The following is a 25,853-nucleotide window of genomic DNA, read 5'->3' on the forward strand; positions in this document are numbered from 1 at the left end:
CCGGAACTTTAGGCTAATTTTTGCGAGGAGGGTGTGTTTGTAGCCAGCAGCATACCTGAAACTCTGTATGCTGACTTGCAACGTGCATACAACACTTTGAAACAATATTGGTGTTCCGGCCTTATCCAGTCGTGCTTGCGCTCACTCAATTGGGCTAAACAAATATGTTTCATGTATCTTGTCCTGAGCTTTAGCTTGAAATTATTTATTACGTTAGGATAGCTGGGCATGCAAACCATCCGTGATCTGGGGGGAAAGCCCGATGATCAGGCCAAAATTGATGTCGAACCGGACGTGCAGAGTTATGTCTGGATTCGCTCGACCAGCGATTTGTACATTCGTTCTAAACCAGGCCCTATTTTTTACCTGCTGGCTTGTGCGATCAGTTTCTGGCTGGCGGGCTACATACGACAATCCTGGTTAGTCATGTTGCCACCAGCGCTCGCATTTGGTTTGCTTGGATATTTACGTATCGCGCACAGACCACCCGAGGCGCAGGCCAGGCAATCCGACTTTGAACGATGGAAAAGTGTGCACTGGGCTTATATCCATACTGGCTCCATATTGTGGAGTGTGGTTGCAATGGGCATCGGATGGCTGGAAAAGGAGCCGAATCAGGCGGTGATTGTTTCGGTGATCACCACGATTACGTTCAGCACTGCAGCCAGTCATGCTTTTGCGATGCATCCCTGGCATGCGCGCATCTGCGTGATGGAATTGATTGTGCCATCCATACTTTTGTATATTTGGGGGACTCCAAATTTACAGGCGACCGGTATTACTTTATGTATTTTCTTTTCTTATTTGCTCATTAATGTCAGGACGACGTCGCGCGAATATCAAAAGCAGATGGATGTGGAAGTGATGCTGATACGTAGCCGTGCTGAAATTTCAAGTTTGTCTATGACCGATGTGCTGACTGGCTTGCCTAACCGGCGCAAGTACGAGCAAGCCTGGCAGAGCTTATGGTATCGGGCTGCACGTAAGCAGGAAGTATTGGGCTTAATCCTGGTCGACCTGGATCACTTTAAGCGTATCAATGATGAGTTTGGTCATCTTGCGGGCGATACCTGTCTGCAGCATTTTGCACAGGTGTTGAAGCGCCACGTGCGCAGAGAAAGCGATATTGCGGCACGTATAGGTGGCGAGGAATTTGTTATTATTATGCCTTCCTGTAACAAAGAGCAATTGATACAGGTGGCAGAGAACTTGCGGGCAGATTTGCAAAAAACACCTTGTCAGCTTGGAACGGTGCAGATTGTATTTACTGCCAGTATGGGAACTGGCTTAGCAGACTGGCAAAACGATGATAGCCCTGACCTGACATTTCAACGTATCGATAAAGCCTGCTACCAGGCGAAAGCCAGCGGACGTAACCGCGTGGTTGCCGTATAAGCTGGTCCCACGTGTGCTAAGCAAATGGCTTGAAAGCATGGTGTCGCAGCGCTGGGTAGCCTGCGATGGCTTGACTAAATTCAGTTCTTATCCGGATCGGGCAACGTAAATCTGGAAATTGTCCTTAATTTCCATTGCGTACAGCGAAAATTTTCATGCTTGGTAGAATGCTGCGCGTACCACACCGGGATGTAGCTCCAGCCTGTTCCATTGTCCTTAGCCACTTAGTGCAGACACCGGTCATTGTGCTTGGTGCCTGCATGCAGGTGCGTCGTCAATTTCTTCATTACAAGACAACTGCGTAGCAGCTGTCCATTACGGGAGTACACATGAAGTTTCGTTTGAGCGCCTTGCTGGCGCTGGCTTGTGCCAGCGGTGCACAGGCTGAGATACGCGGTTTGCAGATTGAGGATCTGGTTAGGATGGAGCGTGTTGGCGCTCCTGTCATTGCGCCAGATGGTAAAAAAATGCTTTACACACTGCGTCAGACCGACCTCGAAAAAAATCGTGGCAGCACTAACCTTTGGCTGCAAGATCTGAGTCAGCCACGTCAGCCAGCGCAGAATCTGACCACGCAGGGAGCGACTGATCCGGTCTGGTCGCCCAAAGGTGAGGCGATCTATTTTCTGTCCGCCCGCTCTGGCTCATCCCAAATCTGGAAATTACCTTTACAAGGCGGTGAAGCGCAACGTGTCACCGATTTTCCGCTGGATGTTGATAACTTCCGCCTCTCACCTCAGGGGGACAAGCTCTTGTTCAGCATGGCGGTATTCCGCGATTGCCCTGATCTGGCCTGCACCCAGAAAAAACTAGCCGACAAAGCGGCAAATAAAGCAACGGGACGTATCTATGACCGCCTGTTTGTGCGTCACTGGGACACCTGGGCCGATGGTCGCCGCTCCGTTTTATTCACTGCCCAGCTCGATAGTAAGGGCATCGTGCAGGGCGCGCCAGTAGCACTCAGCGCTGCGCTGGATGGGGATGTTCCCTCCAAACCGGATGGTGATCAGGAAGAATATCAATTCACGCCGGATGGCAAGAGCGCCGTATTTGCGATTCGTATCGCAGGAAAAACCGAGGCCTGGTCGACGAATTTCGACCTGTATCAGGTTGCGCTCGACGGTAAGCAGGCTGCCAAAAATCTGACTGCTGACAATCCTGCCTGGGATACCCGGCCGAAATTTTCACCCGATGGCAAAACCATGGCCTATGTGGCGATGCGTCGTCCCGGCTTTGAGGCAGACCGTTTTCAATTAGTGCTGATGGATGTTGCCACTGGTAAAAAGCGTGAGCTCGCAGCGGATTGGGATCGTTCTGTGGCTGATTTCCGCTGGGCACCTGATGGGCAGTCGCTGCTGGTTAGCGCCGACGATTTGGGACAGCACCGCTTGTTCTGGGTTGATGCAGGCCGCGGCAAGGTCAGGCCCTTGACTGGCCTGGGTGCAGTCAATTCCTGGGATGTGCATGGTGATCAGTTACTGATCAATTTTGGCAGCCTCAATGGCGATGGTCAGATTTATCGTTTGTCGCTGAAACAGGCGGATAACACCGATGTGAGTAAGGCTGAGCAACTGACATTTGCAAATCGTGAGCTGATGCAGGATGTGCGTCTTGGCAGTTATGAGCAATTCAGTTTTACCGGTGCGAATGGCGATCAGGTTTATGGCTACGTGATGAAACCATGGAATGCACAGCCAGGCGTCAAGTATCCGGTTGCTTTCCTGGTGCATGGCGGTCCGCAAGGCAGCTTTGGCAATAAATGGGGCTATCGCTGGAACCCACAGATATATGCTGGTGCCGGGTATGCGTCGGTATTCATCGATTTCCACGGCTCTACCGGTTATGGTCAGAAATTCACTGATTCCATCAGTGGTGACTGGGGTGGCAAACCGCTGGAGGATTTGAAAAAAGGGCTGGCTGCCGCAGCAAACAAATATCCGTGGCTGGATACCAACCGCGCTTGTGCGTTGGGTGCATCGTACGGTGGATATATGATGAACTGGATCGCCGGTAACTGGTCAGATGGCTTCCGTTGCATCGTCAATCACGACGGCGTATTCGATACCCGTGGCATGGCCTATGCGACCGATGAAATCTGGTTCACAGAATGGGAAAACGGCGGTGCTTACTATGATGTGCCGGAAAAGCATGAGCAGTTTAACCCGGCACGTTTTGTGAAAAACTGGAAGACACCGATGCTGGTGGTACAGGGCGAACTGGATTTCCGTATTCCGACCGAGCAGGCTTTGGGCAGCTTCACCGCCTTACAGCGCCGTGGCATAGAGAGTAAATTGCTGATTTATCCGGATGAAAATCATTGGGTCACTAAACCGGCTAACTCCGTGTTGTGGCATCACACCGTCTTAGACTGGTTGGGCCAGCATATCGGACCAGCCAAAAAGTAAGCGCTTTACTTACGCATGGTATGACTGCAGTTTGAATGCAGACAAATAAAAAACGGACACTGCCAAGTGTCCGTTTTTTTTACCAGCGCAGTCTCAGACTGCATAAACAGTTAAGCCGAGATTAGCCACAGGCGCCGACATAGCCACAAGAAACACAGCGGCTGCAGCCATCGATTTTTTGCAAAGCATGCGCGCCGCATTCCGGGCATTTTTTTCCGGTCGGAATATAGCTGATCGGCGCGGTTTCAGCCTCGTAGGCCAGATCATCCAGACCGTATTGCTGCAGACGCGCTTTGAATTTTTCTGCCAGCACGTGGACTGGAATCTGATTGCCTGAGGCATCTAGATAGCCGCGCTTCATCAATATCCTTTGCAAAGAGTAGCCGATCGCGGCTACTTCAGATTCATGGAACAGCGGCGCCTGACTGCCATCATCCTTGGTGAGCATGCCGCAGCGCACCGTGCCTTTATCCCATACGACTTCACGCATATCAGCCAGCGCTTTGGCAATGGAGCCACCGGAGCGGGCAGCCATCGATAACAGACGCATACTGGCGGAGATCCATTGCTGACCATCGTTTTTCTGACCGGCTGGCATAAAGAATTCAAACGGACGTTCTATCGTCACCAGTTCGCCACCGACCATGCCTTGTACATGAATAAAGCTCACGGTCAGATAGACCGTTTTCTTACCCTCATACGTCATGTACTGTACTTTGGACGTTACTGATTCCAGGTCGCCAAATGGACGGCCCTCGAACTGCTTACGCAATAAGTCTTCGTCTGCGACCAATTTCACTTCTGGTTTAACTTCGGGTGTGCCGACCGACAACACGCTGCCGAGTATGTTGTTTGGCCGGTAGGTCGCGAGTCCTTTTAAACCTGCTTTCCAGGCATCCATGTACAGATTCTGGAAGTCAGCATAGGGGTAATCGGCCGGTACATTGACGGTTTTAGAAATCGCAGAATCGATGTAGGGTTGCACTACCTGCAGCATCTTCATGTGGTCGCTGGCAGACATATTGAGCGCAGTCACAAACTGAGGTGGTAACTTGCTGTCGTCCGTTACATCATTACCCATCGCGCGATACAGACGCCATGCATGGTCGGCCACTTCATAGACCCGTGGATCGCCGCTGGCCATGCGTTTCTTGCGGTTATAGACCCAGGAGAAAGCGGGTTCTATACCATTCGATGCATTGTCTGCGAAAGCCAGTGTGATGGTGCCGGTCGGTGCGATGGATAGCAGATGGGAATTGCGTAAGCCATGCTTTTTAATCGCCTTGCGTACCGCTTCAGGCAGGCGTTGCGCAAATTTCCCAGCCAGATAGTGCTTGGCATCGAACAAGGGGAATGCGCCTTTTTCCTTGGCCAGTTCAGCTGAAGCCAGATAGGCGGTATCGCGCATGGTTTCTGATACCTGACGTGCAAATTCACGACCCTGTTCCGAGTCATAGCGTATGCCTAACATCACCAGTGTGCTGCCTATGCCGAGGAAGCCCAGACCAACTCGGCGTTTGGACATGGCTTCTGCCTGTTGCTGTGCTAATGGCCAGGCAGTCGCATTGAGTACGTTATCGAGCATACGGGTCGCAACACTCACAACGGACTGGAAAGCTTCAAAGTCAAAGCTGGATTCAGTGCTGAACGGCTGACGTACAAAACGGGTCAGATTGACCGAGCCCAGGCAGCAGCAGCCGTAATCCGGTAAAGGCTGTTCCGCACACGGATTGGTGGCTTCAATTTTTTCGCAGTAGTACAGATTGTTTTCCGCATTCATGCGTGACAGGAACAGAATGCCCGGCTCAGCATGATCATAGGTCGATTGCATCACGATATCCCACAGTTCACGGGCGCGTACCGTTTCGTAGACCCACAAGCCATCTGCACGCTGATAGGCCCCCGCTGCTTTGCGATCTTCACTGGGTTCCGCTTTGTGTACCAGGCAGAAGTCAGTATCCTGTTCGACCGCCTGCATGAATTCATCGGTGACGCCGATAGAGATATTGAAGTTGGTCAGTCCGCCCTGATCTTTCGAGCGGATAAATTCCAGAATATCGGGATGATCGCCGCGCAGTACACCCATTTGCGCACCGCGCCGCGCGCCTGCGGATTCAACGGTGGAGCAGGAGGCATTGAACACCTGCATGAAAGAGACCGGACCAGACGCGCGCGAGCGGGTACCGCGTACCAGCGCATCTTTAGGACGGATGCTGGAAAAATCATAACCGACACCGCCGCCACGTCGCATGGTTTCAGCCGCATCGGCCAGGGCTGCGTAGATGCCCGGCTTACCATCGGTAGGATTCGAAACGGAATCACCAACCGGCTGTACGAAGCAATTGATCAAGGTCGCATGCAGATCCATGCCTGCTGCAGAGTTGATTCGTCCGGCAGGCACAAAGCCATTTTTCTGTGCCCATAAAAACTGCTCTTCGTAATAGGCGCGGCTATCTGCTTGTTCTACGCTGGCCAGTGCCTTGGCCACGCGCGCCTGTACGTCGTGTATGCTGGCTTCGTCGCCTTTGGCATATTTCTCAAGTAAGACATCGAGCGAGATTTCTTGCGGTGCCATGGCTGTGAATCCGAGTATGTTGTCGTTAGCGTTCATGTCAATAGTTTATTTATCTTCAGATTGAAGCGTGAGGCAACAGGACGAAGGCAGTCAGCAGACTGTGTCATTCGAATCCTGACTTATCGGAATGATATTGCCTCATTGCGCTGGATAAGGAGCTGCTTACGTGCAGCGTTTCCGCTTGCCACCGCATCAGCGCAAATCTGCTATCCCACACTATAGCGCCAGTGACGCAATTTTGCGCGGCTGTGTTTTACTCAAAAACCGTGACTGAGCGTGTAGCTTGCTTTGTCAGGCCGGTTTTTGGGGGATATGCCTGTTACGCAGCACCCATAACAGGTACCAGTATAAACAGCAGGAGTACATATGGCTTGAGGGCGCACAAGCCGTATGGATGTCTTTGTTTTTACTTAGAGCTTGCAGCGGTAAATGGAGGCTGGACTCCGTTTCGCAGCGCTACGTCGTCGCAAAGCTGATCCAGGCAGCTTTAGGTCTGTTTCAGCCAGGGTTGCAGCAGTTGCAGCGTGCGTGCCGTTGCCCCCTGGTGTTGCAGGAAAAAGGCATGTGCTTGCTGAGCCATCTGCTGGCGTTTGAGTGGATTGCCGAGTAGGGCGAGGGCGAGACTCAACATGCTGCGGGCACCGTCGGCACGCAATGCGGCTTCGGCGGCGATAGCCTGGTCGGTAATTTCTGAGAAATTGAAGGTATGGCTGCCGGTTAAAACGGGCTTACCCATGGCACAGGCTTCGATCAGGTTATGACCCCCTAAAGGAACCAGACTGCCGCCGACAAAGGCGACATCGCAGGCCGCATAATACATATACATTTCACCCATACTGTCACCCAGCAAAACCTGTATATCCGACGGGATTTGCGGCATCGACTGTTCGAGCGAAGAGCGCCGCAGATAGCGTACTCCGCGCTGCTCCAGCAATTGGGCGACCTGGTCGAAACGCTGTGGGTGACGCGGTGTGATGATCAGTAATGGTTTTTCCTGCAACAGCGGGAACTGTTCCTGAAACGCTTCCAGTATCAATTCTTCTTCACCATCGCGGGTGCTGGCACACAGGATGACCTGGCGTGCTCCAAATTGTTCACGCAGCGCTTGGCCCCGAGCCTCCATATCCGCCGGTGGCGTAACATCAAACTTCATATTTCCGGTGACGACAGACTGGTGTATGCCGAGTTGCATCAGACGGTCAGCATCCGGTGTGGATTGCGCTGCGACGGCATTGATTGCATGTGCCGCAGGCAGTATCAGTGCTTGCATACGCAGGGCTTTACGTAGTGATTTTTCTGATAAGCGCGCATTCACCAGCGCGACCGGAATTTCAGTCAGCCGGCATTGTGCGATCAGGTTAGGCCAGACTTCGGTCTCCATCAGAATGCAGATTTCTGGCCTGAAATGACGCAGAAAACGCGCCATCATCCAGTTGATATCGTAGGGCAGGAAGGATTGTTGCAGGCGAGCACCAACATCAGCGAATAACTGAGCGCCGGTTTCGCGACCGGTAGCCGTCATGTGGGTCAATAAGATACGGTGCTGTGGATACTGTAGCAGCAGCGCACGTATCAAGGGTTCCGCCGCCCTGGTTTCGCCTGCAGACACTGCATGCACCCAGATCAGGCGGACTGCGGTGAAGCGCGGATAGAACCCCAGACGTTCCGGGATATGCCTGCGATAGCCAGGCTCCTGACGCCCGCGCCACCACAACCGCAGAAGCGCAAAGGGCAGAGACAATCCCCAGATCAAAGAATAAAAAAGACGCATTCTGTTAGTTTTTCCTGATATTCAACTGCACGATACCACTGGATTTGTCCTTTGTACTTATCGCATTTATTGCACATATTGCATATGTGGTACGAAATTACATGGCAACATTGCAATGTTTCGGGTATGGCGTTGAGCCTGAATCCTATCAGCAAAGCCGCTGGCTTTGCCATTTTGGCAGGCAGAAGCGGGCGATGCCAACATTTAAAAGAAGCAGGACTATACCCTAAGTTCAGCCGCGGCTAAACTTCTTATTCAGCAGCTGCCAGATATGAGTCAGAGAGGCGCGGCGCTGCGATTGTATGCGCCGACGTTTTTCCCAGGCTTTGGGGATGCCGTTAAATGCATCGCGTTTGGCTCGCCAGATCACTTGCCCCTGTCCCTGACGGATAAAGTAAGCGATCGTGATCAGATTCAAAGCCAGATGCAGGGGCAGGCATAACCAGAATAGCAATCCCGGCATATTCTTGATAAAGGTCCAGACCAGGTTTCTGTGTCCATAATAGACAGAAAAATCACTGCGTTTTCCTGTCAACGCCGAACCTACATGTTTCGCGACAGATGTGGGGACATACAAACAGCGATAACCTGCCAACTGATAGCGAAATCCCAGGTCTATATCTTCGACGTAGCAAAAATAATCTTCATCGAATCCACCCAGTGCATCAAACACATCGCGTCGGTACAAACCGGCGGCGGCGCAGGTTGAAAAAATTTCTTTACTGACCAGATGCTCTTGCTGCAAAGCCTGGCCATGTGCCTCGCGCCACACCAGACCGCTCAGGTGATAGGCATCACCGGTTCCATCCAGCAGAGTGCCGCTGTTTGCATCCATCAAACGACTGCCAAAAATCGCAAATTCCGGATTTCGGACTGCCGCATCGAGCAAGCTTTCCAGCCATTCTGGCTCAGGGAAAGCATCCGGATTGAGTAAAGCAATCCAGCTACTGTCAGATGCTGCCTGGCGTACCGCCAGATTATTGCCTGCCGCGAAGCCCAGATTACTGCCTGCATGAATCACACGTATGTGCGGGAAGGCTTGTTCGACTGCCTGCCCCGAGCCATCACTACTGGCATTGTCGACCACGATAATCTCATGGGGATGCACAGTCTGTTGCTGCAGTTCTGCGATACAGCGTTGCAACAAGTCACCGCCATTCCAGTTGACGATGACCACGCTGACTTTAGGATAATTTTTTATTGTGCTGGACATAGAGGAGTCTGTTTTGGTCTGAGTCAGAATTGCTGATCACTGTATTTGTAATTGCTGTAAGGCTTGAATTACTGCATCTACTGTGGGTGGTGCTCCGTCATCTCCAAGATTGATAAGTCGATCCGACCAGTTACCTTCCGTTTTCCATTTAGGCGAAGCGCAGTAGAGTTCTATTGTCGGCGTTTCATAGGCCGCTGCAATATGGGTCAGGCCGGTATCGACACCAATTGCGAGTGTGGCGGAATAAGCGAGCAGGGTTGCTTCCTGCATAGACAGCGCAGGGAGTACGGCGGCATTTGGCATCACCGCGGCCATGGCTTCTGCTTCGGCTTTTTCTTCTGCATTCCCCCAGGGGAGCAGCACGGGTAATGCCAGTGTCTGCAAGTAGTTCGCTACTGCAATCCAGTTGGTTCTGGCCCATTTTTTTGCAGCACCGGCGGTGCCATGGAAAAAAACCACAAAGGGATGTGGCGGCATCCATGCAGCCTCGCAAACAGGTGGCTGTAGGCCGAACACAGCCGGACGGTCTACTATATAGCCTGCTGCAGCTGCAGCCACCAGGCGGCCGCGTAATACCGCATGGGTATAGGGATCAACGGCCACACTCTGGTCGTGGAAAATGCGGGATATGCCTTCATAGCCTGAACCGACAGTGCCGTTGGCAAGTCCAACTTTCTTACCGTTCTGGCTGTTTTTTGCCCAGCCCATCAGCAAACCGGTTTTGAGCAAACCTTGGGTATCGAGGATCAGATCATACTGTTCTTCACGCAAGGCGTTCAGAAACTGCCGGATTTCTGCGCGGTTTTGTGTAGAGAGCAGTTTCTTTCTCCAGCGCCGTAAAGCAAACGGGATGATGCGTCTTACTCCCGGGTGCAGACGCACCAGATTCACATAGGCTTCTTCTACCACCCAATCTATGCTCGCATTCGGAAAATGCTGCAGTAAATCGCTGACGACCGGCATATTGTGCAGGACATCCCCGAGGGAGGAAACACGGATGATAAGGATTTTCACTGAATACGAAAGAAAAGTTCTGTGACTAAAAAAGTGAGTGTCGGGACCAGCATGCATCCCAAGCTCAGGATGTATGCTGGTCCCTTTGTATTGTCAGATATTCAGAATGGCAACTGTGCGTCAGGTTTGACGGCTAATACGGCTGCTTTGATCGCAGCCTGTATACGTTGCAGCGCTGCCGGATTTTCCGCTTCAAAGCGCATCACGATCACAGGGGTGGTGTTGGACGAGCGTGCCAGACCAAATCCATCCGGATATTCGACACGCAGACCGTCGATGGTGATGACTTCATCTGCGCCTGGGAAATCGGCATTCGCCTGCATGGCAGCGATGATGCTGAAATTCTCGCCTTCATTGAGCTTCAACTGGAGTTCCGGTGTCGATGGTGATTGCGGCAAATTATTCAGAGTAGCTGTCATATCTGTCACGCGGCTGATGATTTCCAGCAGACGCGCACCGGCGTACAAGCCATCGTCAAAGCCATACCAGCGGTCTTTGAAGAAAATGTGACCACTCATTTCGCCACCCAGCGGCGAACCGGTTTCGCGTAATTTTGCCTTCACCAGAGAGTGACCGGTTTTCCACATCAGCGGTACGCCACCACGTGCTTTCACCCAAGCCGAAATATGGCGGGTACATTTCACGTCATACAGGATTTGGGCGCCAGGGTTACGTGTCAGCACATCTTCGGCAAACAGCATGAGCTGGCGATCAGGATAAATAATCTGACCATCTTTAGTCACAACACCCAAGCGGTCGCCGTCGCCGTCAAAGGCCAGGCCGATTTCTGCATCTGTCGTTTGCAGGCAGTGGATCAGGTCTTGCAAATTTTCCGGATGGGCCGGATCAGGATGGTGATTCGGGAAAGTGCCATCCACGTCGCAGAACAGTTCGATGACTTCACAACCCATGCCGCGATACAGATCTGCCGCAAACGCGCCGGCTACGCCATTACCGCAATCTACTGCAATCTTTAAAGGGCGGGTAAGCTTCACATCGCTCAGGATGCGTTCCAGGTAAGTTGCTTTGATGTCATGGGTGCGATATTGACCTTGTCCACTCACGAAATCCTTGTTCAGGATGCGCTGATACAAAGCCTGAATGGCGTCACCGTAAATGGCTTCGCCCGCCAGCACCATTTTGAACCCATTGTAATCAGGCGGGTTATGACTGCCAGTCACCATGATGCCGGAAGTCGCGCCCAGTACGTTCGTGCCAAAGTAGACCATAGGCGTCACCACCACGCCCAGGTCGATTACATCCACGCCTGTAGCTTGCAAGCCTTTGGCCAGTGCCGTGATCAGATCCGGCCCGGACAGACGGCCATCACGGCCTATCACCACGGTTTTTTCGCCTTTAGCGATGGCCGCAGAACCAAAGGACTGACCGATCAGATAAGCGACATCGGCATCCAGAGTTTTGCCAATGATGCCACGGATATCATAAGCCTTGAAGATACTAGCTGAAAGTAGGGACATGATGAAATACCTGTTGTTTAGTGTAGGGTTGAGGTTTTGCTGATTGATTCACGTGATCTGGCTTGCCACAGCAAGTCTTCGATCCCGCATTGCGGCTGATATTCTGCCACTGTCTTGAGCAGTAAAGCACGTAGCTGTGGAAAATCGAATTGTTCACAAGCCTGTTCTATCGCTGTCAGACTGGCTTCCAGCTCAGTCCAGGGTAGTTCGTTTTCACGTGCGCGCATGATCAGCGGATGTGTAGTGCCTTCAACATTGTCGCCTATGAGCAATTCTTCATAGAGCTTTTCGCCAGGACGTAAACCCACGTGCTGAATTTCTATCTGGCCATCAGGTGTTTCGTCGCATTTCACTTCGAGACCACTCAGATGTACCATGCGCCGCGCCAGATCAATGATGCGGACCGGATCGCCCATATCGAGTACAAAGACATCGCCCCCTTCACCCATGGCGCCGGCCTGCAACACCAGTTGAGCGGCTTCCGGTATGGTCATGAAATAGCGCGTGATTTCGGGATGGGTAAGTGTGATCGGTCCACCAGCCTGAATTTGTTTTTTAAAGAGGGGAACGACAGAGCCGGATGAACCCAGCACATTACCAAACCGCACCATGCAAAAACGCGTCGCTGACTGGCGTCGGGCACAGGCTTGTAAAACCAGTTCAGCCATGCGCTTGGTCGCGCCCATAATATTGGTGGGACGTACCGCCTTATCAGTAGAAATCAGGACAAACTGACTGACACCAGCACGCATGGCGGCATTGGCCACACTCAGGGTACCGAACACATTATTACGTATGCCTTCAATTGGATTGTGCTCGACCAGCGGCACATGTTTATAGGCGGCTGCATGGTAGACCGTATTTATTTGTAGGGTCGTAAAAATATTATCCAGCTTTTTACGATCTAACACAGAACCCAGGAAAGGCAGTATGCGCAGTGCGATCTGTTCCTGCCTGGCGAGCTCTGATAGCTCTTGCTCAATCGCATATAAAGCGTATTCCGACATATCGAGCAGGATCAGGCTGGCCGGACGCTGGCGCAGGATTTGACGACACAGTTCTGAGCCGATAGAACCTCCTGCTCCGGTGACCAACACCTGCTTGTCACGAATACATACACTGAGCAGTTGCGGATCTGGTGCGACCTGATCCCTGCCCAGCAAGTCGTCGATTTCCACATCCCTGACGTCCTGTACTCTTAACTCTCCGTTCACCAGGCTGGTGAGCGATGGCGTCATGCGTATCTTGAGTTTAAACGGTTCCAGCTGATCCAGAATTTGTTTGTGTCTGGCCTTGGAAATCGAAGGCATGGCCAGCAATATTTGTTCCGCACCAAAACGTGCCGCGATTTTAGGAATATCTTGTGGTGCGTAGACTTTAATGCCCGCTATGGTCGCACCCTGGCGATTAGGATTATCATCAACAAAAGCGACACACAGATAATCACCGCCTGAACGCATCACCGACGCCAGTTGCGCTCCGGCTTTGCCAGCGCCATAAATACAAACTGGAACTGTATTTTCGTTAATATCGGTACGTACCAACCAGGCCCGTGCAATAAAGCGGCTAGCGCATAAGTAAAAAATGGAGCCGGCCCAGAAAAAGCCAAACACCGCACGCGATATAGGCAAAATGTGCAACATCAGGCTGATGAAGGTCAGTAGCAGTACTGAAATAGTGGCACCGAACACCACCACGCCCAGAATTTTTTGATCGATGTATCTGACGATAGCGCGGTACAAACCAGTGCGTATGAATATCGGTACGCTGACAAAGGGGATGGCGACGATCAGCCAGAAGTAATGCTGAAACAAGGCCAGGTTAAAGCTTTCGTAGCGTAACCAGATTGCGCAGATAAAGGCCAGCGGCAGGCAAATTGCATCCGTAGTGATCGCGAGTAATTGCTTATTCCTGCGCGGCAGCTGTATCAGTAAATTCAGCATAGCCCGTCCTTAGTGCGTGATGCCGTCGCGACGCAACACTTTGAGAAAAGTCAGTAACAGTATGCGGAAGTCAAAACCAAATGACTGATGCTGCAGATAGTAGCTGTCGAGTGCGACCTTTTGTGGAATCGGTAATTCATCGCGTCCGTTAATCTGCGCCCAGCCAGTCAGACCTGGCGGAATTGTGTGTACGCCAGCTTCCGTCCTCAGGGCGATCAGATCATCTTGATTGTAGAGTGCAGGCCGGGGCCCAACAAAACTCATATCACCCATAAGTATGCTCCAGAGCTGAGGCAGCTCATCCAGGCTGGATTTGCGTAAAAAAGAACCGATCGGCGTCAGATATTGCTCAGGATTGCTTAGCAGGTGGGTGGCGACCGCGGGGGTGTCGATGCGCATACTGCGAAACTTGGGCATTTTGAAAATCTGATTATGTTTACCGACGCGGTCAGACCAGTAGACGATGGGGCCGCGCGAACTGAGTTTGACGCACAGTGCAGTCAGCAAGATCGGTATCAATAAGATGATGCTGGCGCTCAAGGCCAGTCCCAGATCGAATATGCGTTTTAAGATGCTATACATACTTTTATCAATTCCTTGATGATTCATGCTCTGCCGTGTATTGCAGACCCTGTGCGACTGTAAAAGGCGGCTCCCAGCCTAATTGGCGTCTGGCTTTGCTGATATCCACCTGTAGTGATTCACATAAGCGGTCGGCAATGCCAGGTCGGCCTGATATACGCGCCAACACGCTTAGCCAGCCGGGTGGAAATGCAAATAATCTGGGTTTGACCTGTAAGGCTTGTGCACAAGCCTTCAGCAAAGCAGGCGTAGATAAGTCCTGGTTATCTGACACCTGAAACACCTCGTTCTTAGCCTGAGGATGATACAGACAATGTGTGAGGAAGTGCGTCAGATTGCCGATATAGACCAAACTGCGCTGATTGTTGATGCTGGCCAGTGGCAAAGGGATGCCACGTCTGACTGCTTGCATCATGCTAAGGAAATTGGCTTTGACGCCGGGGCCATAAATCAACGGTGGGCGCACGATAGTGATGGCCATGCTGGTTTTTTTTCCTATCGTAAGCAAGGCCCGTTCTGCTTCGTATTTTGATAAACCATAAGGGTCATGCGTTGCGGCGATATCTTCTTCCGACAAAGGATGACCTGGCAGGCTACGTTCACCATTCACTTTGACTGAACTCAGATAAATAAAATGTTTGACACCGGCGGCTGCCGCCTGCCTGGCCAGATTGACACTGGCGTCGACATTCAATGCACGGAACAGGCTGAGCGGATCAGTGGCCGTTTCATGCATCACATGTACTCTGGCGGCACAATGAATGACGGCACCTGCCTGTTGCAGGTATTCTGTCCAGTCGGTTTGTGCATCCAAACCAGTGATCAGGGGATTTCGCATATCGTCATGCTGCGTAGTCAGTGGCTGGCGCGTTGGGCAGATCAAGTGGTAGCCTAGTTCCAGCATGTGCGCAGTCAGCGCCTGGCCGACAAAACCACTGGCACCGGTGATCAGTACGGGTTGATTCATAGGGGCTTCAAGGTGTGTGGGCGACGCGGATAAACACAATACTTACGGAAAATAAAGCGCATGAAGCTGCTCAAAAACCATCTGGCATGTGGCGAGGCCAGGCTGCGGTTGCGGTGTGCGCCAAAGTGTACCGCATGCAGGTCCGGATAATAGCGCACACCATGCCCCGTCAGCAGATAAGAGCGATAACATAAGTCTACGTCTTCAAAATACATGAAGTAGTCGTCGTCGAAGCCGCCCAGTTGTTCGAAATGCGCCGCTCGCATCGCCAGAAAAGCACCTGAACACCAGTCGATGTCACAGCTCTCTGGCAACTTGCTTTTGTCATAGACACTGGTCAGTGAGCGCACCAGCGGTACACGAAGTGGCGACAGCAGATCAGGAAATATCCGGATATTTCCATCTGCAATTGTGCCGGCGTGGTCTTTAAATAAGTTCAGGGTCGCGCTGACTGCCTGGTCATGCTGCATGCGCAGCTCCAATTCAGCGATGTGTGCTGCTGTAATCGCGATATCCGGATTCATGATGACGAACAGGTCATTCGCGGCGTAGCCGTCGCTTTGCCGCACTAACTGAAACAAAAAATTATTATTTGCCCCAAAGCCCAGACCAGGGCTGGCGTCTGTGTAGTGGACACCCACTTGCTCGCAATAGCGGCGTAAGCTGTCAGAGGGGAGGTTATCTTTTACCCATACCTGCATTGGCGCACCGGCCTGCGCCAGACCACCCAGCTGGCTGGAGATCAGTAATTCTTCGTGGCCGTGGCTGACGATGGCAATATGTATCATGTTCAAAGTGGTGTTCTATAGTGCAGCGGACGGCGATTTTGCTCAGGCCGGCGACTTTTCATTCGCGTGGTCGCCTGCCATGATTCAGCTGCTGGCGAACGGATGTTGTTGATCCAGGCACTCCGCCAGTGCGTTTTGCCAGTCGGGTATCGACACCGAGAAGGCTTGCTGAATTTTCTGTGTATCCAAGCGGGAGTTCACAGGCCTTTTCGCGGGCGTTGGGTAGTCAGAGGCCGGTATGCCTTCCAATACGGGGGCCGCTTTGTTCAACAAACCACGCAATCCGGCTTGTTGTACGATCGCTGTAGTAAAACCGAACCAGCTGGTGTAGCCGGTGTTAGTCAGATTGTACAAACCCTGAAATTGCTGCCACCAGGCCGCTTTATCCGGCGCTGCAGCCAGTTGACGCACGATTTGCTGCGTCACTTGTGCAATGCTCAAGGCAGATGTTGGTGCGCCAAACTGATCGTTGACGACGCGTAAGTGATCGCGCTCATTGGCCAGTCTTAACATCGTCAGCAAGAAGTTTTTGCCATGCAGTGAGTAGACCCAGCTGGTACGGAAAATCAGATGCTGACACTGACTTTCCTGAATCGCGAGCTCACCTTCATATTTGGTTTTTCCATACTGATTGACAGGATTGCAGGCATAGGTTTCCGTATAAGCAGGCAGCCCGGTTTGGGGCTGATCTGTACCCAGACTGCCATCAAATACATAGTCAGTCGAGTAATGGATCAGACCTATCTGCAGGCGCTTTGCTGCGCGCGCCATGGCCTGTGGCGCCAGCGCATTGACTGCGAATGCCGTTTCAGTATCGGTTTCGGCTTTATCGACAGCGGTGTAGGCTGCCGGATTGATGATCAGATCCGGGCGGATCTGATCTATTGCATTCTCGATGCTGGCGGGCTGGCTCAGATCCAGCATTTGGCGGTCCGCGGCAATGACTTCGTGTTCACCTGCAAGCAGATCCAGCAATGCAGCGCCGAGCTGGCCACTGACACCGGTCAGTAAAATTTTCATGCAAAAACCTCTGCTTCCGCCAGCGTTTTTGCAAGCTGATCTTTGCCAGATAAAACCGGTGCGTCGCTGATCGGCCAGGTAATGCCGATAGCCGGATCATTCCACGCCAGGCTGCGTTCAAATTCAGGCGCCCAGTAATCGGTCGTTTTGTACAAAAATTCAGCCTTTTCACTGAGCACCACGAAGCCATGCGCAAAGCCCGGCGGTATCCATAACTGACGCTGATTTTCCGCAGATAAACGAACGCCCGCCCATTGTCCGAAGCGCGGCGAACTTTTTCTGATGTCGACTGCAACGTCAAAAACTTCCCCTGACACGACCCGTACCAGCTTACCTTGCGCTTGTTGAATCTGATAATGCAAACCACGCAAAATATTTTTGGCCGACAGCGAATGATTATCCTGCACAAACTCAGTCTGTACACCGGTCAGTTCAGCAAATTTTTTGGCATTGAAGCTTTCAAAGAAAAAGCCACGTTCATCTCCAAATACCTTGGGTTCGATAATCAGTACTTCTGGTAAATTAGTTGCAACAACTTTCATATTTAGCCGATCTTCTTTTCTAATAATTGCAACAAGTAGCGGCCATATTCATTCTTTTTCAAAGGCTGCGCCAGTTTTTCCAGTTGTGCTGCATCGATGTAATTACGGCGGAACGCGATTTCTTCCGGACAGGCAATTTTCAAACCCTGGCGTTTTTCTATCGTCGCAATGAACTGGCTGGCGTCCAGCAAAGACTCATGAGTGCCGGTATCCAGCCAGGCCATACCACGCCCCATCAGTTCCACATTCAGTTCGCCTTGTTTAAGGTAAACATTATTCACATCGGTGATTTCCAGTTCACCACGTGCGGACGGTTTGATCGCAGCCGCGATATCTACCACTTGCTGATCATAGAAGTACAGTCCGGTCACTGCATAATTCGATTTCGGTTTCAGCGGTTTTTCTTCTATGCTGATGGCCTGGCGATTGGCATCAAAATCAACCACGCCATAGCGTTCCGGATCATGAACATGATAAGCAAACACGGTCGCGCCACTGCCACGCGCGTCGGCATTGCGTAATTGTGGCTCAAAGTCATGGCCGTAATAAATATTATCGCCAAGGATTAAGGCAGACGGCGAGTTTGCGATGAACTCTTTGCCGATGATAAAGGCTTGCGCTAAACCATCCGGCGAAGGCTGTACGGCATATTGCAGGTTGATGCCCCATTGCGAGCCGTCGCCGAGCAATTCGCTGAAGCGTGGCGTATCCTGAGGTGTGGAAATGATCAGAATATCGCGTATGCCCGCTAACATTAAGGAAGTCAGCGGATAATAAATCATGGGTTTATCGTAGACTGGCAATAATTGCTTGGAAATTGCCTGGGTCACGGGATACAGACGTGTGCCTGAGCCGCCTGCCAGGATAATCCCTTTGCGTTGTGTAGTTTGTACCATTAGCTTATTCCTTGTTACTATATTGCAAATCCACCCATTTCATGTAGTCGCCTGACTGGACATCGCTGACCCATGCATCGTTGTCCAGATACCATTGCACCGTTTTACGTAATCCAGTCTCAAAGGTCTCAGCAGGTTTCCAGCCTAATTCGCGTTCAATTTTCCGGGCATCAATTGCATAGCGGCGATCATGACCTGGGCGGTCTTTGATATGACGGATTTGATCACGGTAACTGCCTGCTGCTTTAGGCTGCAATTCATCGAGTAAATCGCAGATGGTATGTACCACGCTCAGATTGGTCTGTTCATTCCAGCCACCTACGTTATAGGTTTCACCTGGACGTCCTGCTTCCAGAACGCGACGGATCGCGGTGCAATGATCAGTCACAAATAACCAGTCACGTACTTGCTGACCATCGCCATACACAGGCAGGTCTTTTCCTGCGCGTGCGTTGGTAATAATCAGTGGGATCAGTTTTTCCGGGAAATGATAAGCACCGTAATTGTTAGAGCAATTGGTGGTCAGAACTGGCATGCCATACGTATGATGGTAGGCGCGCACCAAGTGGTCGGATGCTGCTTTCGATGCAGAATAAGGACTGTTCGGCGCATAGGCGGTTGTTTCTGTGAACGGCGGATCTTCTGCCGACAAGGTACCGTAGACCTCGTCCGTCGACACATGTAAGAAGCGGAAGTCAGCTTTGGACTCGCCCTCCAGTCCATTCCAGTAGGCACGTGCCGCTTCCAGCAAACTGAACGTACCGTTCACATTGGTGGTGACGAAAGCGGCCGGACCATGAATCGAACGGTCCACATGGCTTTCCGCTGCAAAATGCAGAATGGCACGTGGTTGATGTTTCGCAAACAAGGCATGGAGCAGTTCGGTGTCGCAGATATCACCCTGCACGAAAATATGTTGAGGGTTATCGCGTACGGTGACCAGATTATTCAGGTTGCCTGCATAAGTCAGTTTGTCAAAGTTGAGCACGGATTCATCCTGTTGCGCTAGCCAGCTTAAAACAAAATTGGAACCGATGAAACCAGCGCCGCCAGTTACGAATATCATTCACCACTCCTAGAAATGCAGTATTTAAAATATAAAGCGGCGATTTTACTGGAAAAATCGGCCAAATCAGCATGTCATTAATTTTTTTGTAACCACAAATTCACGTTGATTCTGTTTGTAAGCCGAAGGCGGATTGAAATTTGCCCAACTCAGCACTTAAATAGCAAATGTGGACGTTGTTGACGTGTTTTTAGGTTATTTTGATTTTTTTCAGCCTGCTATGTTGACGAAATTTCAGTGATCTGGAGGAAAAATCCTTTATTCTGAGTTATTTCTAAGGGCGGGTCTTGAATTATTTCCTGATGACCCCAATTGCAGCAGCAATAAAGTTTTGACTGGAGAGTTTGTATGCAAGAGCAAGATAAAAAAACGGAACAAGATATCGCTGCGACAGAGGCTGCTGCTGCGGAAACGGCACAGGCGAATCCAGAGCTGGATGCGACAGCCGATCAGAACGCGCAAAGTAAGGATCAGTTGGTTGCTGAATTGCAAGCTAAGGTTGCTGAGTTGCAAGATGTATTTATGCGTGCCAAGGCAGAAGGTGAGAACATTCGTCGTCGTGCCCAGGATGATATTGCGAAAGCGCATAAGTTTGCGATCGAAGGTTTTGCCGAGGCTATGGTGCCAGTCAAAGACAGTCTGGAAATGGCATTGAAAGTAGAAACGCTTTCTATCGACTCGCTCAAGGAAGGTGTTGAAATGACATTAAAGCAATTGTCATCTGCCTTTGAAAAGAACCGCCTGCTAGAAGTGAACCCACTGCAGGGGGAAAAACTGGATCCGATGAAGCACCAGGCGATTTCTATGGTGCCAGCCGAACAGGATGTGAATACCGTCGTCACCGTCTTACAAAAAGGCTACATGATTGCGGATCGCCTGCTGCGCCCTGCATTAGTGACAGTCGCACAAGGAAAATAAAAAAATGCGTAAAAAACGCGCAAATTTCGCTTGAAAACGGCGTTTTTTACCTAATATCCGGAACAGATGAATCAGAAATACAGGCAAACTGAGCTGATTCTACAATCTCAACAAATAAAATTGACATTCTGAGGGAAAATCATGGGCAAAATGATCGGTATCGATTTGGGTACAACCAATTCTTGCGTCGCAGTCATGGAAGGCGGCCAGCCAAAAGTTATCGAAAACGCTGAAGGTGCGCGTACTACGCCATCCATTATTGCTTATCAAGAAGACGGCGAAATTCTGGTTGGTGCATCCGCCAAGCGTCAGGCTGTCACAAATCCAAAAAACACACTGTACGCAGTAAAACGTCTGATCGGTCGTAAATTTGAAGAAAAAGAAGTGCAGAAAGACATTGGTCTGATGCCTTACTCTATTTCCAAAGCAGATAACGGCGACGCATGGGTGTCTGTGCGCGATAAAAAACTCGCACCACCACAAATTTCTGCTGAAGTCCTGCGCAAAATGAAAAAGACCGCCGAAGACTATCTCGGTGAAGAAGTGACAGAGGCCGTGATTACTGTGCCAGCTTACTTCAATGACGCGCAACGCCAGGCAACGAAAGATGCCGGCCGTATCGCAGGTCTGGATGTCAAACGTATTATCAATGAGCCGACCGCTGCTGCGCTCGCGTTTGGTCTGGACAAAAAAGAAAAAGGCGATCGTAAGATTGCAGTGTATGACCTCGGTGGTGGTACTTTCGACGTATCCGTGATTGAAATCGCTGACGTAGACGGCGAAATGCAATTTGAAGTGTTGTCCACTAACGGCGACACCTTCCTCGGTGGTGAAGACTTCGATCAGCGCGTGATCGACTACATCATTGAAGAATTTAAAAAGATCAATGGTCTGGATCTGGCCAAAGACCCGATCGCACTGCAACGTATTAAAGCATCTGCTGAACGTGCAAAAATCGAATTGTCCAGTTCCCAGCAAACAGAAATCAATGAGCCGTACATCGCCATGGCTAATGGCGCACCGGTGCATTTGAATCTGAAAATTACACGCGCCAAACTGGAAGCGCTGGTCGAAGACCTGATCCAGAAAACCATAGAACCATGCCGTATGGCGATCAAAGATGCGGGCGTGAAAGCGTCCGATATCGATGACGTGATTCTGGTTGGTGGTATGACACGTATGCCTAAAGTGCAGGAAGCGGTCAAAGAATTTTTCGGTAAAGATCCACGCAAAGACGTGAATCCGGATGAGGCTGTGGCAGTTGGTGCAGCAATCCAGGGTTCGGTATTGTCTGGCGATCGTAAAGACGTGTTGTTGCTGGACGTGACTCCACTGTCCCTGGGTATTGAAACCCTGGGTGGCGTGATGACCAAAATGATTCAGAAAAACACAACTATCCCGACTAAATTCAGTCAGGTATTCTCGACAGCGGACGACAACCAGCCTGCAGTAACGATCAAAGTATTCCAGGGTGAACGTGAAATCGCTGCTGGTAACAAAGGTCTGGGCGAGTTCAATCTGGAAGGTATTCCACCGGCAGCGCGCGGCACACCGCAAATCGAAGTGACTTTTGACATCGACGCGAATGGTATTTTGCATGTCGGTGCAAAAGACAAGGCGACTGGTAAAGAAAACAAAATCACCATCAAGGCTAACTCCGGTCTGACCGAAGAAGAAATCCAGAAAATGGTGAAAGATGCTGAGCTGAACGCGGAAGAAGACAAGAAAGTGAAAGAACTGGCAGAGTCCCGCAATCAGGGTGACGCACTGGTTCACTCCACGAAGAAAGCTTTGTCTGAGCACGGCGATAAGCTGGAAGCTGGCGAAAAAGAGAAAATCGAAGCAGCGATCAAGGATCTGGAAGATGTATTGAAATCCGGCGACAAAGCTGAAATCGATACCAAGCTGGGTGCCTTGTCGACTGCTTCCCAAAAACTGGGCGAAAAAGTTTACGCTGACATGCAGGCGCAGCAAGCTGCAGCCGGTGGCGCAGCAGGTGCGGCCGGTGCAGCAGAAGCGAAAGCACAAGACGATGACGTGGTTGATGCTGACTTTAAAGAAGTCAAAGACGGCAAATAATCAGTCAGATTCAGCCAGATTCAGTCTGAAACTGGCTGCAGAGGCGCAGAGCACGCAGAAAGAGTTTGGTCTCTGCGCACTCTGCGCCTTTGTGGCATAGAGCTCGCTTTTTTTAATATTGAATCGCCATATTTTGTGTATCAGTCCCAAAATATGAACTACGAAAACAAGGTGTAATCCAGATGGCGAAGCGTGATTTTTATGAAATTCTCGGCGTGGGCAAGAATGCGTCCGACGAAGAAATCAAAAAGGCTTATCGCAAACTGGCGATGAAATACCATCCGGACCGCAATCCGGACAATAAAGTCGCCGAAGACAAATTCAAAGAAGTCAAAGAAGCCTACGAAATGCTGTCCGACAGTCAGAAGCGCGATGCTTATGACCGCTATGGCCATGCGGGCGTCGATCCGAATATGGGTGGCGGCGGTGGCGCTGGTGCTGGCGGATTTGCAGATGCATTTGGCGATATTTTTGGCGATATCTTCGGTGGTGGCCGTCGCAGCGCAGGACCGCAGGTATATCGCGGTGCGGATCTGCGCTACAACCTCGAAATCTCGCTGGAGCAAGCTGCGAATGGCTATGAAACCACGATACAGGTACCGAGCTGGGATGAGTGCGATACCTGTCACGGTTCTGGTGCTAAGCCAGGTACTTCGCCGGTAACCTGTACCACTTGCGGTGGTCATGGTCAGGTTCGTATGCAGCAAGGCTTATTCAGCATACAGCAAGCCTGTCCTAAGTGTCATGGAACAGGGAAGATGATTCCTGATCCTTGCACCACCTGTTCAGGCGTGGGTCGCATCAAGCGTAAGAAAACGCTGGAAGTGAAGATACCCGCCGGTATCGATGATGGTATGCGCATCCGCTCCTCCGGCAATGGTGAACCCGGTGTCAATGGCGGCCCTCCGGGTGATTTGTATGTGGAAATTCACATCAAGCAGCATCCTGTGTTCCAGCGTGAGGGTGATGATCTGCACTGCGAGATACCAATTTCCTTCTCTAAAGCTGCTTTAGGCGGTGAGATCGAAGTTCCTACGCTGAGCGGTAAAGCTTCATTTACGGTGCCGGAAGGTACACAGTCTGGTAAGACTTTCCGTCTGCGTGGTAAGGGTGTCAAAGGTGTACGTTCCGGCTATGCCGGTGATCTGTTCTGCCACGTACTCATAGAAACGCCAGTGAAGTTGACTGAGCGCCAGAAAGATTTGTTGCGTGAGTTTGAACAATTGACTGTGGAAGGTGGTTCCAAGCACAATCCGCAAAGTAATACCTGGATGGATAAAGTCAAAAAGTTCTTCGAGTAAGCGACGAACTTGTTTGGCAGCACTGCATGAACCCCGCTACACGCGGGGTTTTTTTACGTTTGTCCGTATGATGCAAGCGCTTCGCCTGAGGCGTGCGAGCGCAGTTCTAGAGCGCTTGTTCCATAAAAAAACCGCATAAAAATTCTACATTCAGTTAAGCTAAAGCACCGCGTCGGTTGCGGAAAAATAAAGGATATGGCCGCATCGGGCGTACAGATGCTGACCTGATCCAATACAAATTAAACGGAGACAGGAAATGCGTTGGAATCAAACGAAACAATGGCTGGCAGGATGTGGCCTGACAATGGGTCTGGTAATGGGGCTGGTGATGCAGGCACAGGCAACAGAAGTTGCAGGCGTCAAGCTCGAAGACAACATACAACTGGCCAATACGGATTTAAAACTCAATGGCGCGGGCATTCGCTACAAAGCGATTTTCAAGGTGTATGTGGCTGGCTTATATCTGAAGGAAAAGAAGACCACAGTGCCGGATGTGTTGGCTGCACCAGGACCTCGCCGCGTGACTATCGTGATGCTGCGTGACCTCAGCAATGAGGATTTTGGCCGTGGTTTCATGCAGGGTATTCAGCAAAATACCGACAAGGCTGAAAAAGCAAAACTGACTGCGCAATTCCTGCGTTTTGGTGAGTTGTTTGCCTCCGTGCCTGAGTTGAAAAAAGGCGATGTGATGACCAATGACTGGATACCCGGTGTGGGCACTGTATTGACCCTGAACGGAAAAAAACTGGGTGAGCCTTATCCTGACCTGGCTTTTTACAATGCCTTGCTGCGTATTTGGCTGGGGGACAGTCCGGTCGACAAGGGCTTGAAAAAAGCCATGCTGGCCGAACCTGATGATCGCGGCAATTACCGTTAATCGCGCAAAAGCCTAGTCCGGACTTGCGCATTTCGCACAGACGGAAAGCGTAATTTAAAGGAAGATAACAGCGTATTGGGAGTTTCTCCCCATACGCTGTTTGTGCTCAAGCTTTTTGTACTGTAAACGGTTAGAATCACGCCTGTTTCAATCAATGGGCCAGATGATGACAGCGCAAAACAGCAAAAAATTGACCCCTGAACAGCTATTTGAAAACAACCGTGCCTGGGCACAGTCCATCCATAGTAAAGATGCTGATTTTTTCAAAAAACTCGCTGCTCAGCAAAATCCCGAATACTTGTGGATAGGCTGCTCTGACAGCCGTGTCCCTGCCAATGAATTACTTGGCTTATTGCCAGGTGAGTTATTTGTGCACCGAAATATCGCTAATGTGGTGGTGCATTCTGATCTGAATTGCCTGTCCGTCTTGCAATTTGCAGTTGATGTATTGGGCGTTAAACACATTATCGTGTGCGGACACTATGGCTGCTCCGGTGTACATGCTGCGATGACGCGTGGTCGGGTTGGTCTGGCGGATAACTGGCTGCGTCATGTGCAGGACGTACATCAGAAGCATGAACGCTATCTGGGTGAAAGTCTGTCATTACGTCAGCGTGCTGACCGCTTATGCGAACTGAACGTGATAGAACAAGTCGTGAATGTCTGTCAGACCACCGTGATCCAGGATGCCTGGCAACGCGGTCAGGAAGTGACGGTGCACGGCTGGGTATATGGTTTGCAGGATGGCTTGCTCAATGAACTGGGTATGACAATCGATTCGCAGGATGTGTTGGCAAAACACGTAGAGGCCAGTCTGGCGCGCTACCAGTAAAGCGTTCACTAAAGCCGCTCGCCGCGGCTTTTTTTACGCCACGCACATGCCATCCCGCCCTGGCTGCACTCACCGAAAACCGTAAGGGTCGCATGGACGGACAAATTGCATGCTGTCCAGCAGCGTCAGGCAAATCATGGCATGATCGCCTTCATTCATTCTGATGCAAGAACGAGCTGAATCCAACCATG

At 51.0% G+C, this 25,853-nt stretch carries 20 protein-coding genes; 7 read left to right on the top strand and 13 right to left on the bottom strand.

The genetic code is table 11. The features are described from left to right. Window positions 1–228 precede the first annotated feature (228 nt). Together H8K47_RS11465 and H8K47_RS11470 are read left to right on the top strand one after the other, a co-directional pair. Window positions 229–1,395: a sensor domain-containing diguanylate cyclase gene (locus H8K47_RS11465; protein WP_186881548.1), complete on the top strand. Its 1,167-nt coding sequence runs from the start codon at window positions 229–231 to the stop codon at window positions 1,393–1,395. A 329-nt stretch (window positions 1,396–1,724) separates the two neighbouring features. Continuing rightward, a complete protein-coding gene (locus tag H8K47_RS11470; protein ID WP_186881549.1) occupies window positions 1,725–3,800 on the top strand; it encodes a S9 family peptidase in 2,076 nt (691 codons plus the stop codon). Window positions 3,801–3,921: 121 nt separating this feature from the next. On the opposite strand, the gene H8K47_RS11475 is transcribed toward H8K47_RS11470, so the two are convergent. The 13 genes from H8K47_RS11475 to rfbB form a co-directional block, all read right to left on the bottom strand. Then, complete coding sequence (locus H8K47_RS11475) at window positions 3,922–6,411, bottom strand: adenosylcobalamin-dependent ribonucleoside-diphosphate reductase (RefSeq protein WP_186881550.1); 2,490 nt, start codon at window positions 6,409–6,411, stop codon at window positions 3,922–3,924. Window positions 6,412–6,862: 451 nt separating this feature from the next. Next, window positions 6,863–8,146: a lipid IV(A) 3-deoxy-D-manno-octulosonic acid transferase gene (gene waaA / locus H8K47_RS11480; protein ID WP_186881551.1), complete on the bottom strand. Its 1,284-nt coding sequence runs from the start codon at window positions 8,144–8,146 to the stop codon at window positions 6,863–6,865. 232 nt (window positions 8,147–8,378) lie between these two features. Next, window positions 8,379–9,359 carry a glycosyltransferase family 2 protein gene (locus tag H8K47_RS11485; RefSeq protein ID WP_186881552.1) on the bottom strand — a complete coding sequence of 327 codons (981 nt, stop codon included), beginning with the start codon at window positions 9,357–9,359 and terminating at the stop codon, window positions 8,379–8,381. Between the two features lie 36 nt (window positions 9,360–9,395). Beyond that, window positions 9,396–10,430 carry a lipopolysaccharide heptosyltransferase I gene (gene waaC, locus H8K47_RS11490; protein WP_186881553.1) on the bottom strand — a complete coding sequence of 345 codons (1,035 nt, stop codon included), beginning with the start codon at window positions 10,428–10,430 and terminating at the stop codon, window positions 9,396–9,398. A 44-nt stretch (window positions 10,431–10,474) separates the two neighbouring features. Then, window positions 10,475–11,851, bottom strand: coding sequence for a phosphomannomutase/phosphoglucomutase (locus H8K47_RS11495; protein ID WP_186881554.1), 1,377 nt, complete (start codon window positions 11,849–11,851; stop codon window positions 10,475–10,477). A gap of 17 nt (window positions 11,852–11,868) precedes the next feature. After that, window positions 11,869–13,794 carry a polysaccharide biosynthesis protein gene (locus H8K47_RS11500; RefSeq protein WP_186881555.1) on the bottom strand — a complete coding sequence of 642 codons (1,926 nt, stop codon included), beginning with the start codon at window positions 13,792–13,794 and terminating at the stop codon, window positions 11,869–11,871. A gap of 9 nt (window positions 13,795–13,803) precedes the next feature. Continuing rightward, window positions 13,804–14,376, bottom strand: coding sequence for a sugar transferase (locus tag H8K47_RS11505; protein WP_230405149.1), 573 nt, complete (start codon window positions 14,374–14,376; stop codon window positions 13,804–13,806). Between the two features lie 7 nt (window positions 14,377–14,383). Beyond that, window positions 14,384–15,343, bottom strand: coding sequence for a UDP-glucose 4-epimerase family protein (locus H8K47_RS11510; RefSeq protein ID WP_186881557.1), 960 nt, complete (start codon window positions 15,341–15,343; stop codon window positions 14,384–14,386). Next, a complete protein-coding gene (locus H8K47_RS11515) occupies window positions 15,340–16,137 on the bottom strand; it encodes a glycosyltransferase family 2 protein (RefSeq protein WP_186881558.1) in 798 nt (265 codons plus the stop codon). The genes H8K47_RS11510 and H8K47_RS11515 overlap by 4 nt, the downstream gene beginning before the upstream one ends. A 78-nt stretch (window positions 16,138–16,215) precedes the next feature. Beyond that, window positions 16,216–17,151, bottom strand: coding sequence for a dTDP-4-dehydrorhamnose reductase (gene rfbD / locus H8K47_RS11520; RefSeq protein WP_186881559.1), 936 nt, complete (start codon window positions 17,149–17,151; stop codon window positions 16,216–16,218). Then, on the bottom strand, window positions 17,148–17,693 hold the full coding sequence (rfbC, locus tag H8K47_RS11525; RefSeq protein ID WP_186881560.1) for a dTDP-4-dehydrorhamnose 3,5-epimerase: 546 nt from the start codon (window positions 17,691–17,693) through the stop codon (window positions 17,148–17,150). The genes rfbD and rfbC overlap by 4 nt, the downstream gene beginning before the upstream one ends. Window positions 17,694–17,695: 2 nt before the next feature. Then, window positions 17,696–18,589 carry a glucose-1-phosphate thymidylyltransferase RfbA gene (gene rfbA / locus H8K47_RS11530; RefSeq protein WP_186881561.1) on the bottom strand — a complete coding sequence of 298 codons (894 nt, stop codon included), beginning with the start codon at window positions 18,587–18,589 and terminating at the stop codon, window positions 17,696–17,698. A 4-nt stretch (window positions 18,590–18,593) separates the two neighbouring features. After that, window positions 18,594–19,655 carry a dTDP-glucose 4,6-dehydratase gene (gene rfbB, locus H8K47_RS11535; RefSeq protein ID WP_186881562.1) on the bottom strand — a complete coding sequence of 354 codons (1,062 nt, stop codon included), beginning with the start codon at window positions 19,653–19,655 and terminating at the stop codon, window positions 18,594–18,596. 348 nt (window positions 19,656–20,003) lie between these two features. Between rfbB and grpE the strand changes: the two genes are divergently transcribed. The 5 genes from grpE to can all read left to right on the top strand — a co-directional run bounded on the left by grpE (window position 20,004) and on the right by can (window position 25,662). Then, window positions 20,004–20,573 carry a nucleotide exchange factor GrpE gene (gene grpE, locus H8K47_RS11540; RefSeq protein WP_186881563.1) on the top strand — a complete coding sequence of 190 codons (570 nt, stop codon included), beginning with the start codon at window positions 20,004–20,006 and terminating at the stop codon, window positions 20,571–20,573. A 141-nt stretch (window positions 20,574–20,714) separates the two neighbouring features. Next, window positions 20,715–22,652, top strand: coding sequence for a molecular chaperone DnaK (gene dnaK / locus H8K47_RS11545; protein ID WP_186881564.1), 1,938 nt, complete (start codon window positions 20,715–20,717; stop codon window positions 22,650–22,652). Window positions 22,653–22,834: 182 nt separating this feature from the next. Then, window positions 22,835–23,953, top strand: coding sequence for a molecular chaperone DnaJ (gene dnaJ / locus H8K47_RS11550; RefSeq protein WP_186881565.1), 1,119 nt, complete (start codon window positions 22,835–22,837; stop codon window positions 23,951–23,953). A 256-nt stretch (window positions 23,954–24,209) separates the two neighbouring features. Continuing rightward, window positions 24,210–24,830: a chalcone isomerase family protein gene (locus H8K47_RS11555; protein WP_230405148.1), complete on the top strand. Its 621-nt coding sequence runs from the start codon at window positions 24,210–24,212 to the stop codon at window positions 24,828–24,830. Window positions 24,831–24,996: 166 nt separating this feature from the next. Then, window positions 24,997–25,662 carry a carbonate dehydratase gene (gene can / locus H8K47_RS11560; protein WP_186881639.1) on the top strand — a complete coding sequence of 222 codons (666 nt, stop codon included), beginning with the start codon at window positions 24,997–24,999 and terminating at the stop codon, window positions 25,660–25,662. Window positions 25,663–25,853: the final 191 nt, after the last annotated feature.

This window comes from Cognatundibacterium rugosum (assembly GCF_014284365.1).
GTDB classification, from domain to species: Bacteria; Pseudomonadota; Gammaproteobacteria; order Burkholderiales; family Burkholderiaceae_D; genus Undibacterium; species Undibacterium rugosum.